The organism is Amycolatopsis sp. NPDC001319, assembly GCF_042896185.1.
Lineage (GTDB): Bacteria > Actinomycetota > Actinomycetes > Mycobacteriales > Pseudonocardiaceae > Amycolatopsis.
In genome coordinates this window covers 235,608-247,544 of sequence record NZ_JBIAWY010000007.1, presented here as the reverse complement: position 1 = coordinate 247,544, position 11,937 = coordinate 235,608, and the positions used below count along the sequence as shown (strand labels likewise).

The 11,937-nt window shown below is 70.1% G+C and carries 11 protein-coding genes; 4 read left to right on the top strand and 7 right to left on the bottom strand.

Annotation, left to right across the window (positions count from 1 at the left end; genetic code table 11):
- The first annotated feature begins 83 nt into the window (after window positions 1-83).
- The 3 genes from ACFY1H_RS27555 to ACFY1H_RS27545 all read left to right on the top strand — a co-directional run bounded on the left by ACFY1H_RS27555 (window position 84) and on the right by ACFY1H_RS27545 (window position 3,423).
- Entirely contained in the window at window positions 84-995 is a 912-nt protein-coding gene (locus tag ACFY1H_RS27555) for an ATP-binding cassette domain-containing protein (protein ID WP_366584249.1), read from the top strand.
- Window positions 992-2,185: an ABC transporter permease gene (locus ACFY1H_RS27550; protein WP_386950932.1), complete on the top strand. Its 1,194-nt coding sequence runs from the start codon at window positions 992-994 to the stop codon at window positions 2,183-2,185. The genes ACFY1H_RS27555 and ACFY1H_RS27550 overlap by 4 nt, the downstream gene beginning before the upstream one ends.
- Window positions 2,186-2,253: 68 nt before the next feature.
- Window positions 2,254-3,423: a serine hydrolase domain-containing protein gene (locus ACFY1H_RS27545; RefSeq protein ID WP_366584247.1), complete on the top strand. Its 1,170-nt coding sequence runs from the start codon at window positions 2,254-2,256 to the stop codon at window positions 3,421-3,423.
- Window positions 3,424-3,463: 40 nt separating this feature from the next.
- Here the strand turns inward: ACFY1H_RS27545 and ACFY1H_RS27540 are convergent, their stop codons facing one another.
- From ACFY1H_RS27540 to ACFY1H_RS27525, 4 genes are all read right to left on the bottom strand, one after another.
- The gene (locus ACFY1H_RS27540; protein ID WP_366584246.1) at window positions 3,464-4,804 is read right to left on the bottom strand and encodes a deoxyribodipyrimidine photo-lyase; all 1,341 of its coding nucleotides are present in this window, start codon (window positions 4,802-4,804) and stop codon (window positions 3,464-3,466) included.
- A gap of 70 nt (window positions 4,805-4,874) precedes the next feature.
- Window positions 4,875-6,191, bottom strand: coding sequence for a citrate synthase (locus tag ACFY1H_RS27535; RefSeq protein ID WP_364180397.1), 1,317 nt, complete (start codon window positions 6,189-6,191; stop codon window positions 4,875-4,877).
- Between the two features lie 191 nt (window positions 6,192-6,382).
- Window positions 6,383-7,324: a carbohydrate kinase gene (locus ACFY1H_RS27530; RefSeq protein ID WP_366584245.1), complete on the bottom strand. Its 942-nt coding sequence runs from the start codon at window positions 7,322-7,324 to the stop codon at window positions 6,383-6,385.
- A gap of 41 nt (window positions 7,325-7,365) precedes the next feature.
- Entirely contained in the window at window positions 7,366-7,953 is a 588-nt protein-coding gene (locus ACFY1H_RS27525; protein WP_366584244.1) for a TetR/AcrR family transcriptional regulator, read from the bottom strand.
- Between the two features lie 126 nt (window positions 7,954-8,079).
- Between ACFY1H_RS27525 and ACFY1H_RS27520 the strand changes: the two genes are divergently transcribed.
- The gene (locus tag ACFY1H_RS27520) at window positions 8,080-9,225 is read left to right on the top strand and encodes an acyl-CoA dehydrogenase family protein (RefSeq protein ID WP_366584243.1); all 1,146 of its coding nucleotides are present in this window, start codon (window positions 8,080-8,082) and stop codon (window positions 9,223-9,225) included.
- A gap of 51 nt (window positions 9,226-9,276) precedes the next feature.
- On the opposite strand, the gene ACFY1H_RS27515 is transcribed toward ACFY1H_RS27520, so the two are convergent.
- From ACFY1H_RS27515 to ACFY1H_RS27505, 3 genes are read right to left on the bottom strand one after another with little or no spacing between them, the layout of a single operon-like run.
- The gene (locus ACFY1H_RS27515; protein WP_366584242.1) at window positions 9,277-10,497 is read right to left on the bottom strand and encodes an amidohydrolase; all 1,221 of its coding nucleotides are present in this window, start codon (window positions 10,495-10,497) and stop codon (window positions 9,277-9,279) included.
- Window positions 10,498-10,508: 11 nt separating this feature from the next.
- Window positions 10,509-11,027 (bottom strand): GNAT family N-acetyltransferase, encoded by a 519-nt coding sequence (locus ACFY1H_RS27510; protein ID WP_386950925.1) that lies wholly within the window; start codon window positions 11,025-11,027, stop codon window positions 10,509-10,511.
- Window positions 10,994-11,899 carry an aldose 1-epimerase family protein gene (locus ACFY1H_RS27505; protein ID WP_366584240.1) on the bottom strand — a complete coding sequence of 302 codons (906 nt, stop codon included), beginning with the start codon at window positions 11,897-11,899 and terminating at the stop codon, window positions 10,994-10,996. The genes ACFY1H_RS27510 and ACFY1H_RS27505 overlap by 34 nt, the downstream gene beginning before the upstream one ends.
- Window positions 11,900-11,937: the final 38 nt, after the last annotated feature.

The window sequence follows — 11,937 nt, the reverse complement described above, 5'->3', positions numbered from 1 at the left end:
CGGGAGAGGGCCCGCGCCGTTCGCTAGAGTTGGCGGCGCGGGACTCACCACTGTCCACACAGGTGCTCGGAGAGGGGGCGGTTTTGCCCGGAGGAGCACTCGAGATCGACGCGATCTCCAAGCGCTACGGCCGCAAGGTCGCCCTCGACGGCGTGACGTTCGACGTGCGGCCGGGTGAGCTGTTCGGCTTCGTCGGCAGCAACGGCGCCGGCAAGACCACCACCATGCGCATCGCGCTCGGTGTGCTCGCCGCCGACTCCGGCCAGGTCCGCTTCGCGGGCGAGCCGGTGACCCACGAAACCCGCACGCGCATCGGGTACATGCCCGAGGAGCGCGGGTTGTACCCGAAGATGAAGGTGCTCGACCAGCTCGTGTTCCTCGCGGAGCTCCACGGCCTGAGCACCAACGACGCCCACCGCGCCACCGAGCTGTGGCTCGCGCGGCTGGGGCTGGGCGAGCGCCGCAAGGACGAGGTGCAGAAGCTCAGCCTCGGCAACCAGCAGCGCGTGCAGCTCGCGGCCGCGCTCGTGCACGATCCCGACGTGCTGGTGCTCGACGAGCCGTTCTCCGGCCTCGACCCGATCGCCGTCGACGTGATGAGCGTGGTGCTGCGCGAGAAGGCGGCCACCGGCGTGCCCGTGGTGTTCTCCAGCCACCAGCTCGACCTGGTCGAGCGCCTGTGCGACCGCGTCGGCATCATCCGCGACGGGCACATGGTCGCCGTCGGCACGGTCGAGGACCTCACACGCGGGGCCGGCAGCCGGCTCGTCGTCACGGCGCCGGGCGCGCGGCCCGACTGGGCGTCGACGGTGCCCGGCGCGCGCGTGGTCGAGTCTTCCGGCGCCACGACGGTGCTGGAGCTGGCTTCGAGCGCCGACGACCAGGCCGTGCTCGCCGCCGCGCTGGCCACCGGGCCGGTCACGGAGTTCAGCCGGCAGCGGCGTTCGCTCACGGAGCTGTTCCGCGACGCCGTCGCCCAGCGGGGCCCGGCGTGAGCCGCATCAGCGCCGCGCGGGCCGTGCGGCTCGTGGCGAAACGCGAGGTCAACACCCGGCTGCGCACCCGCGCGTTCGTGATCAGCACGGCGGTGTTGTTGCTGCTGCTTGTCGGATATGTGGCGCTGCAGGCGTTTCTCATCGGGTCCGGCACCACGACGAAGGTCGCGCTCACGGGTCAAGCGCAAGGGATCGCCCAGCAGCTGCAGCTCGCCGGCAAGGCCGGTGGGGAGACGATCGAGGTGGTCACTGTCGCGTCCGAAGCGGACGGACTCGCGCAGGTGCGCAGCGGTGACGTCGACGCGCTCGTGTCCGGCAGCGCCTCGCGGCTTCGAGTCACCGTGAAGTCCACTGTGGACCCGACTTTGCAGCACACGCTCGACGGGATCGTGCAGCAGCAAGTGCTCGACGCGCAGCTCTCGGCCGCGCACCTCGACCCGGTCGCGGTGCACCAGGCCGTGTCCGCGGCCCACGTCGACGTGCTGCCGCTGGAGAACCGCGATCCGCGGGCCGGGCAGAAGCTCGTGGTCGGCGTCGTCGTGGCGGTGTTGCTGTACCTGAGCATCATCACCTACGGAATGCTCGTGGCGCAGGGCGTCGTCGAGGAGAAGTCGAGCCGGGTCGTGGAGATCCTGCTGTCCGCTGTGCGGCCGTGGCACCTGTTGCTGGGCAAGGTGATCGGGCTCGGGCTCGTCGGGCTGGCGCAGCTCGGGATCCTCGCCGTGGTCGGGCTCCTCGCCGCGCTGGGCACCGGCGTGCTGGGGTCGATCTCGGGCATCGCCGTCGGCGCCGTGGTGTGGGGTGTCGTCTGGTACCTGCTCGGTTTCCTGCTCTACGCCATGATCTACGGCGCGGCCGGCTCGCTCGTCTCGCGCCAGGAGGACACGCAGTCGGTGGTGGCGCCGGTGAACATCGCGCTGGTCATCGGATTCGTCGCGGGCATCAACCTCCTCACGCAGTCGCCCGACGGCGCGGCGACCAAGATCCTCTCGCTCATCCCGCTGCTGTCACCGGTGCTGATGCCGGCGCGCATCGCCACGGGTTCGGCCGCGCCGTGGGAGATCGTGCTGTCGCTGGTGCTGACCGCGGCACTGATCGCGCTCGTGACGTGGGTCGGGGCGCGGATCTACCGCAACGGCGTGCTGCGAGTCGGCAGCCGGGTGAAGCTTCTCCAAGCTCTGCGGGGCTGACCCTTAGGTAGCCGAGCCCGGGTTTCTCCCCGATGGCAGGTCGTTCGCAAGTCGAAAGACTCGCTGTCATGAAGAGAAACCCGCTGATCCGCATCGCCGCGGCCGCGAGCGCCGCCCTCCTGCTCACCGCCGCCGTGACCCCCGCCGCGCTCGCCGAGCCCACGTCGTACTCGGGCTCCGCTGTGCCCTCGAAGAACACGCTGCCGCCGATGAACCCGGCCTCGCTGGCGGGCGCCATCGCGGGCCTGCCCAACGCCCAGGCCACCGGCGCGCTCGTGCAGGTCCGCGGCTCGGCCGGTGCGTGGAGCGGCGTGTCCGGGACAGCCGACCTGACCACCGGGGCACCCGTCCCGGCGAACGCGCACTTCCGCATCGGCAGCATCACCAAGACGTTCACCGCCGTCGTCGTGCTCCAGCTCGCGGCCGAGCACCGCCTCGACCTCGACGCGCCGGTGCAGCGCTACCTGCCGGGCCTGCTGCCCGCGAACTACCCGCGGATCACCGTCGCGCAGCTGCTCAACCACACCAGCGGCCTGCCCGGCGTCGACCTGCCCGAGGATCCACAGTGGATCGTCGACCACCGCTACACCGTTTTCACCCCGCAGCAGGTGCTGGCCACGGCGTTCCAGCACGACCTGGTGTTCGCACCCGGCACGAGCCAGCAGTACACGAACACCAACTACCTCGTCGCCGGGCTGCTGATCGAGAAGCTCACCCACCGGTCGTACGGCGACGAGGTGCGCGACCGCGTCCTGCGCCCGCTCGGCCTGCGCGACACGTCCGTGCCCGGCAACGACCCGAACCTGCCCGCGCCGTACGCCCACGGCTACCAGGTCGTGAACGGGCAGCTCGTGGACCTGACCCGCATGAACCAGTCGATCCCGTGGGCCGCGGGCGAGATGATCTCCACCACCGCCGACCTCGACAAGTTCCTGGTCGCCCTCTTCCAGGGCCGGCTCGTGCCGAAACCGGTGCTGCAGCGCATGTTCACGGTGCCGAACGTGAGCACCTTCGGCACCGACGACCCCGCGATCTACAGCCAGGGCCTGATGACCTCGACCGTCAACGGCGTCACCGTGTGGGGCAAGACCGGCAGCCGCTACGGCTACACCAACGGCATCTGGGCCACCCGCGACCTGCAGCGCCGTGCGGTCTACTCGATCAACACCACGGACAAGGACTTCGACGGCCAGCCCGAGATCGTGCAGAAGCTCGCGCTCGCCATCGGCGGTCTCTGAGGCCACGGACGGCCCGGCCCCGGGGGTTCGGGCCGTCCACTCAGGACCCGGTGATCGCTCCGTATCGTTGCAACGCGACCTGGCGTTCGTGCGCGTGATCCACCAACGGCGCCGGATAACCCGACGGCCGCTCCTTGAGCTTGTGCACCGCTTTCCCCGCCACGTCACGGAGTTCCGGCACATAACGGCGCACGTAGTCGCCGTCCGGATCGAACTTCTCCCCCTGCGTGGTCGGGTTGAAGACACGGAAGTAGGGCGCGGCATCGGTACCCGAGCCCGCGACCCACTGCCAGTTCAGCTGGTTGGAGGCGAGGTCACCGTCCACGAGGTGCCGCATGAAATGCCGGGCGCCCCACCACCACGGCAGGTGCAGGTCCTTCACGAGGAAACTCGCCACGACCATCCGGACGCGGTTGTGCATCCAGCCTTCCGCGAGGAGCTGACGCATGCCGGCGTCGACGATCGGGTAGCCGGTGCGGCCGGCGCACCACGCATCGAACGCGGCCGAATCGGAGTCGTGGTCCATGCGGTCGAAACGCGAGTCGTAGTTCTCCCGGGCGGTTTCCGGCCGGTGCCACAGAACGTCCGCGTGGAACTCGCGCCAGCACAGCTCCGAGCGCAACGCCTGGGCGCCGTCGCTGGAGTCACCCGACAAGTCGGCGAGCATCGTGCGCGGGTGGATGGCACCCCAGCGCAGGTACGGCGACATTCGCGTGGTGCCGGCCCGGTCGGGACGGTCGCGGTCGGTGGCGTAGGACCGCACACCCGAGTCCAGGAAATCGTGCCAAGCCGAGAGTGCCGCCGTTTCACCCGGCGCAGGCAACGCCATGTCGCCGAGGTCCGGAAGCGCGGGGAGCTTCCGCGACCCGGAAGGCGAAATCCAGTCCACAAGGGACGCACCCGTGTCCGCCGGCCGCCGCCAGCCGTGTCGCGTCCACGCGCGGTGGAACGGCGTGAACACCCGGTACGGATCGCCGTCCGGTTTGGTCACCCGCCCCGGCGCCACCGCGTACGGCGACCCGGTGACGACCCACGAAATGTCGTGCTCTGCCAAGGCTTTCGCCACGGCGTCATCACGACGGCGGCCATACGGCCCGAAGTCGGCGCTCACGTGCACCGCCGACGCGTCCACCGACCGCGCCACCCGCACGACTTCGGTCACCGGATCGCCGTGGACCACCATCAGCCGGCCGTCCAGTGCGGCGTCCAGCGATTCCAGACACCCCAACAGAAACGCCCGCCGCGGCGCGCCCGAAGGCTTCAGCAGCTTCTCGTCGAGCACGTACAACGCCAGCACCGGCTCGCCGGCCTCCGCGGCCGCCAGCAGCGCCGCGTGGTCGCCGAGCCGCAGGTCTCGCCGGAACCACAGCACGCTCGTCATACCCACCAACGCTAAACGCCCCGCCGTGCGGCTGCACGGCGGGGCGTTCAGAACAATTCAGAGCGGGAACTCAGCGCTCCGAGATCGACTTGTAGTCGCGCGACGCGTGACCGGTGTAGATCTGGCGCGGGCGCCCGATCTTGGTCTGCGGGTCGTTGATCATCTCGCGCCAGTGCGCGATCCAGCCGGGGAGCCGGCCGAGCGCGAACAGCACGGTGAAGAACTTCGTCGGGAACCCGAGCGCCCGGTAGATCAGGCCGGTGTAGAAGTCCACGTTCGGGTACAGCTTGCGCTCGACGAAGTAGTCGTCGGAAAGCGCCGTCTCCTCGAGCTTCTTGGCGATGTCGAGCAGCTGGTCGCCGCCCGCGATCTTGCCGAGGATCTCGTCGGCGGTGTTCTTGATGATCTTCGCGCGCGGGTCGTAGTTCTTGTAGACCCGGTGCCCGAAGCCCATGAGCTTGACACCCTTTTCCTTGTTCTTCACGCGGTTCACGAACGAGGCGACGTCGCCGCCCTCGTCGCGAATGCCCTCGAGCATGTCGAGAACGGCCGCGTTGGCACCGCCGTGGAGCGGGCCGAACAGGGCGTTGATGCCCGCCGAGATGCTGGCGAACAGGTTCGCCTCCGACGAGCCGACCAGACGCACCGTCGACGTCGAGCAGTTCTGCTCGTGGTCGGCGTGCAGGATGAACAGCAGGTCGAGCGCCTTGGCGACGGCCGGGTCCACCTCGTACGGCTCCGCGGGGAAGCCGAAGGTCATCCGCAGGAAGTTCTCCACCAGGCCCAGCGAGTTGTCCGGGTACAGCAGCGGCTGGCCCACGGACTTCTTGTACGCGTAGGCAGCCAGGGTCGGCACCTTCGCGAGCAGGCGGATGGTGGACAGCTCCACGTTGGGCTCGTCGAACGGGTTCAGCGAGTCCTGGTAGAAGGTCGACAGCGCCGAGACCGCGCTCGACAGCACGGGCATCGGGTGCGCGTCGCGCGGGAAGCCCGAGAAGAAGGCCTTCAGGTCTTCGTGCAGCAGCGTGTGCCGCTGGATCTTCTCGGTGAAGTCGGCGAGCTGGGCCTCGGTGGGCAGCTCACCGTAGATGAGCAGGTAGGACACCTCGATGAAGCTGGACTTCTCGGCGAGCTGCTCGATCGGGTATCCGCGGTAGCGCAGGATGCCCGCATCACCGTCGATGTAGGTGATGGCCGACGACGCGGCACCGGTGTTCACGAACCCGGGGTCGTAAGTGATGTACCCCGTCTGCGCGAGCAGCTTCCCCAGCTCGATCCCGGGTGCGCCCTCCACCGGCTGGACGACCTTGAATTCGTGCTCGCCACTCGGCAGGCGCAGCGTCGCGGTTTCGCCGCCGGACTGCCCCGCATTCGTCGCGTCGGACATGCAGGTCCCTCTCACGTTGGCACGGGCCGGCGGCGCCTGTACGTTCCACAGGTAGCCACGTGTTCACGCGAGGAAACACGCGCCTCGCTGCACACCGCCCCGCTGGGGTATGAATTCCCCCCTACGCTAGTCGAAATAAGGGTGTGCGCGCAGCCGCTGCGTTGCCCTCAATAGCCCCTTTGGGACCAGGTTCACACGGTGGAAGCCATTTCCCGCGCCGTCGGCGGCTCCGCGCCGCTGCGCGAGACGGTGATCGAGGCCGCTTTCGCGGCGTAGCCGAGCGCCTCGCGCCACGCGTCGGCGTCGAGTGCGGCCAGGTCACGGACCTCGCGGGTGTGCAACCACGCCAGCAACGCACCCTGAACGGTGTCGCCTGCCCCGATCGTGTCGACCACCGGTACCCGCCGCGAAGGCACGTGGGCCAGCTCACCTGCGGCGGTGATCACGGACAGGCCTTCGGCGCCGCGGGTCAGGACAACCGCGTCCACACCGGACTCGACCCAGGTCTTCGCGGCCGCCACCGGATCGGCGCCTTCCGTGAGCCACGCCGCATCGTCGTCGGAGATCTTCAGCAACCGGACATCGGGAAGCCACGACGCGAACCGTGCGCGGTAGGCGGCCGGGTCGGCGATGAGCGCCTCGCGGATGTTCGGGTCGAGCGCGGTGAGCGTGCCGCGTGCGGCCTCGCGGCGCAGCATCGCTTCATAGGCGCTGGCGCCGGGCTCCAGCACCAGGCCGAGCGTGCCGAGCGAAAGGGCGGTGGCGTCGTCGGGCAGCGTGCCCGGGTCGCGCACGAGCCGGTCGGCTGTGCCCTCGACGTAGAAGGTGTAACGAGCGGCACCCGTTTGGTCCAGTGCCACCACGGCGAGCGTGGTCGGCTCGTCGCCGCGCTGCAGCAGCGAGGTGTCCACGCCGGAGTCGACGAGCCGGTCGACGAGCGCGACGCCGAAGCGGTCGGTGGACACGCGGGACAGGAACGACGAAGGCACCCCGAGCCGCGCAGCGGCCAGCGCGACGTTGTAGGGCCCGCCACCCAGCCGGGGCAGCAGGGCGCGCAGCCCACCGTCCACATTGGAGTCCAACGGTTCACCCGGAACGAGGTCGACCAGCGCCTCTCCACCCACCACGATCACGAGCGCGAGTGTAGAGGACCTGTTCTTGACAAATCCTGTCCTCAGTCCTTGTTCAACCCACCGAGGAGCAGCTCCCCGAGGGCGGTGAACGCCTCGGCGTCGGACACGTCGGTGCGGCGCCCGAGCACGCCGGTCTGGATGCCCTCGACGATCAGGCCCGTCATCTCGGCGACGAGGCGCGCGTGCACGTCGCGGAACACGCCGTCGGCCACGCCCTTGTCGATGAACGCGCGGATGCGGCGGGCGGCGGCGCGGCTGTTGAGCTGGTAGGTGTCGCGGGCCGGCTCGAACTGCGCGATGTCGGTCATGAACGCGGGCGACGCGCGGTTCAGGTGCTCCGAGACGCCGGCGAGGTACTCCCCGATCAGCTTGCGCGCGTCGTCGATGCCCTCGATGCGGGTCTCGATGCGCTTCGCGGCGCCCCGGAAGAAGTGGGCGACGACCTTGACGGCGAGCTGCTCCTTGCTGGGGGCGAGCGCGTAGAGGGTCGACTTCGAGCAGCGCAGGCGGGCGGCCAGGTCGTCGAGCGTGAAGCCGGCGAAACCCTCCGCGAGGAACAGTGCCTCGAGCTCGGCGAGCAGCGCCTGCTGCCGCGCCGTCGGGCGACGACGGGCTTCGGGTTCGGTCATTTCTGGGCCACCAGCTTTCGTGATCCAGTCACTATCCCCTATTCGTGCGGGACAGCTCCGACCTCTATACGGTACTCTCAAACGGCCCCCAGTACTGTTTTCAGTACTCCTGCCACTGGAGGAGCCATGCCGGCGGAACGTTTGCTGCCCACGCCCGAGGCCGAGGACCTGCTCGCGCTGGTCAGGGAGATCGCGCGCGACGAGCTGAAACCGCGCGCTTCGGCGGCCGAGGAGGCCGAGGAGTTCCCGCGCGACGCGTTCACCCTGCTGGGCAAGTCCGGGCTGCTGGGGCTGCCGTACGCGGAGCGCTGGGGTGGCGCCGACCTGCCGTACGAGGTGTACCTGCAGGCGCTGGAGGAGATCGCCGCCGCGTGGATGACCGTCGGCGTGGGGCTGTCGGTGCACACGATGTCCTGCTACGCGCTGGCCCACTACGGCACCGACGAGCAGCGCGAACAGTGGCTGCCGGACATGCTCGGCGGCTCGCTGCTGGGCGCGTACGCCCTGTCCGAGACCCAGGCCGGCTCCGACGCGGCCGCTTTGTCGACCCGGGCCCGCCGCGACGGCGACGACTACGTGGTCAACGGCACCAAGGCCTGGATCACCCACGCGGGCGCCGCCGACTTCTACACCACCATGGTCCGCACGAGCGACGACGGCGGCCACGGCATCTCGTGCCTGCTCGTCGACGGCGCCACCCCTGGCCTGTCGGCGGCGCCTCGCGAACGCAAGATGGGCCTGACCGGCTCCCCGACGGCCCAGATGATCTTCGACAACGCCCGGGTTTCGTCGTCGCGCTTGATCGGCGACGAGGGGTCGGGCCTGAAGATCGCCCTGTCGTCCCTGAGCTCGGGCCGCCTCGGCATCGCCGCCTGCGCCGTGGGCCTGGCCCAGGCCGCCCTGGACGAGGCCGTCGCCTACGCGAAGGGCCGCACCCAGTTCGGCAAGCCCATCATCGAGTTCCAGGGCCTGGAGTTCCTGCTCGCCGACATGGCCGCCAGCGTCGAATCCGCCCGCGCGACCTACCTCGACGCCGCCCGCCGCCGCGACCGCGGCCTCGACTTCCAGCGCCAGTCGTCCATCGCGAAGCTCGTCGCCACCGACGGCGCCATGAAGGTGACCACCGACGCCGTCCAGGTCCTCGGCGGCGCCGGCTACACGCGCGACTTCCCGGTCGAGCGCTACATGCGGGAGGCGAAGGTCCCCCAGATCTTCGAGGGGACGAACCAGATCCAGCGCGTGGTGATCGCGAGGGCGCTGAAGGCTTCCTAGGCCGCGCTTCGTGGGTACTGCCGGCCGAAGCGGGCAGCACCCACGCGCAGGTCAGCGGGTTTCGCGGTACCGGCGGTCCGCCGCGACGCCTTCGCCCGTGGACTCGTCGTAGTGGTAGACCTCGCGGCCCCGGACGAAGACGCGCAGGGCGCGGTTCATGACGTCCAGCGGGTCGCCGGACCAGAGGACGACGTCGGCGTCCAGGCCGGGGGCCAGGGAGCCGATGCGGTCGTCCAGGCCGAGCATCTCGGCCGGGTGCACGGTGAGCGAGCGCAGCGCCGTCTCGGGGTCCAGGCCGTCCTTCACGGCGAGGGCCGCCTGGTAGACGAGGAAGTTGATCGGCACCACGGGGTGGTCGGTGGTGATGGCGATCTTCACGCCCGCGCGCGCCAGGATGCCGGCCGAGCGCAGGGAGCGGTTGCGCAGCTCGACCTTGGACTTCGTGGTGAACAGGGGGCCCAGGATGACGGGCACGCCGCGCTCGGCGAGCAGGTCGGCGATGAGGTGGCCCTCGGTGCCGTGGTTGATCACGAGCTTGTAGCCGAACTCGTCGGCCAGGCGGATGGCCGTGACCATGTCGTCGGCGCGGTGCACGTGCTGGTCCCAGTACAGCTCGCCGTCGAGGACCTTCGACAGCGTCTCGTTCGTCAGGTCGACCTCGTGCGGCTTGCCTTCGGTGAGGGCGTGCTCGCGTTTGGCCTGGTAGTTGCGGGCCTTCGTGAACGCCTCGCGCAGGATCGCGGCCACGCCCAAGCGGGTCGACGGCGTCTGCTTCTTGTCGCCGTACACGCGCTTCGGGTTCTCGCCCAGGGCGCTCTTCACGCTCACCTGCTCGGCGAACGTCATGTCCAGGATGCTGCGGCCCCACGTCTTCACGCCGATGGTCTGGCCGCCGATCGGGTTGCCCGACCCCGGCTTGATCACCACGCTCGTGACGCCGCCGGCGAGCGCGTCGTCGAAGCCCGGCTCGTACGGGTCGATGCCGTCGACCGCGCGGAAGCGGGCGCCGTTCGGGTCGGTCATCTCGTTGGTGTCGTTGCCGGCCCAGCCTTCACCGTCTTCGTGGACACCGAGGTGCGCGTGCGCGTCGATGAAGCCCGGCAGGACCCAGCTGCCGGACGCGTCGACGAGCTCGGCGTCCTCCGGCACGTCCACGTCGGCGGCGGCGCCGACCTGGACGATCCGGCCGTCTTCGATGAGCACGGTGCCGTCTTCGATGGGAGCCGCACCGACGGGGACGACGTAGCCCCCCACAATCGCCTTAGAAGCCATAGTTTGACACGCTAACGAATTGCCGCGGGTGCTCGCTCGCGGGGTTTCTCCAGGTGGATGAGCTGGTAGTCCGCCTCCGGGCTGCGGTGGGTCTCGCGGTAGCCCAGCTTCGCGTACAGCCGCAGCGGCCCGGCGGAACGTTCGCCGGTGAACAGCCGGAACCGCGTCACCTCCGAGGGGGCCAGCTCCTCCGCCGCGAGCAGCAACGCCGTGCCGAGCCCCTCGCCCTGCCGGTCCGGGACCACGGCCAGCCGCCCGATCTCGCCGACGTCACCGTTCACCCGCACCCGCACCGTCGCGATCAGCCGCGAGCCGGCGCGTACGCCCCACACCGGCAGCGCCGGGTCGGCGAGCGCCGCGCGCACGCTCTCCAACGGCTCCACCAGCGGCGGGAGCGCGAAGTTGTCGTGGGCGCGGGCCTCACTGAGGTACGCGGCGCGCTGCAGCGTGAGCAGCTCACCGGCGTCGGCCTCGGTCAGCAGCTCGGGCGGCCCGCTCACAGGACGCGGATGCCCCAGCTGCCCGACCACGACGTCGCGGGCTCCAGCTCGATCAGGTCGGTGCCGGTGTTGAGCGCGTCGGCCGGGCAGGTCATCGGCTCGAGCGCGACGGCGCGGCCGCGGCCGGTCAGGTCGTCGGGCGTGAACACCTGCACCCAGCGGAAGTCGGGGCCGGTCCAGACCACCAGGCGCTGGTCTTCGTGGGAGAGCACGTGGTGGTGGGTGCCGTCGTCGGCCAGGGAAAGCGAGCCGAACGCCGTGTCGAGGTCGACGCCGGCGAGCACCCGCCCGCCGCGGAAGTCGTACTCCGTGCCCTCGACATCCTGCTCGTCCGCGTACGGCATCTGCTGGTCGCCGACGTACGGGCGCACGCGCGAAGCCGGCAGCGTGAGCGTGAGCTCGTCCGTCGGGACGTCGCCGATGCGGAAGTACGGGTGCGTGCCTACGCCGACTCCGATGGGCTGCTCACCCTCGTTGCGGATCTCGTGCGTGATCGTGAGCTCGCGCGGCTGCAGGTCGTAGGTGATGGTGGCGCGCAACGGCACCGGCCAGCCGGGCTGCACCTCGACGTCGACCGCGAGCGTGATCGACGATTCCGCGTGTTCCAGCAGCTCCCACTCCTTGTGGCGGGTGAGGCCGTGGATCGCGTTGCCGCGCGCGGCTTCCGTGATCTCCAGCTGCTGCTCCTCGCCCTGGAACTCCCACCGGCCGCCCTTCGTGCGGTTCGGCCACGGGAGCAGCACCTGGCCAAGGCCCTTCGGCGGCTTCTCGTCGGCCGCGAACTCCTCGACGTAGGGCACGCCGCCGACCTCGAACGCACGCAGGCCGGCACCGATCTCGGTGACGATGGCGCGCGCGTTGCCGCGGGTGATTTCGAACTGCTCTCCGGTGGGGTTGGCCATGCCGCAGACATTACCGGCGGGCGAGGCTCTGTTGCGCA

Coding starts and splice junctions, on each gene's coding strand:
- ACFY1H_RS27515 (WP_366584242.1), bottom strand. CDS start 10,497: ATGGCTTCTAAGGCGATTGTGGGGGGCTACGTCGTCCCCGTCGGTGCG.
- ACFY1H_RS27535 (WP_364180397.1), bottom strand. CDS start 6,191: ATGTCCGACGCGACGAATGCGGGGCAGTCCGGCGGCGAAACCGCGACG.
- ACFY1H_RS27505 (WP_366584240.1), bottom strand. CDS start 11,899: ATGGCCAACCCCACCGGAGAGCAGTTCGAAATCACCCGCGGCAACGCG.
- ACFY1H_RS27525 (WP_366584244.1), bottom strand. CDS start 7,953: ATGACCGAACCCGAAGCCCGTCGTCGCCCGACGGCGCGGCAGCAGGCG.
- ACFY1H_RS27520 (WP_366584243.1), top strand. CDS start 8,080: ATGCCGGCGGAACGTTTGCTGCCCACGCCCGAGGCCGAGGACCTGCTC.
- ACFY1H_RS27540 (WP_366584246.1), bottom strand. CDS start 4,804: ATGACGAGCGTGCTGTGGTTCCGGCGAGACCTGCGGCTCGGCGACCAC.
- ACFY1H_RS27545 (WP_366584247.1), top strand. CDS start 2,254: ATGAAGAGAAACCCGCTGATCCGCATCGCCGCGGCCGCGAGCGCCGCC.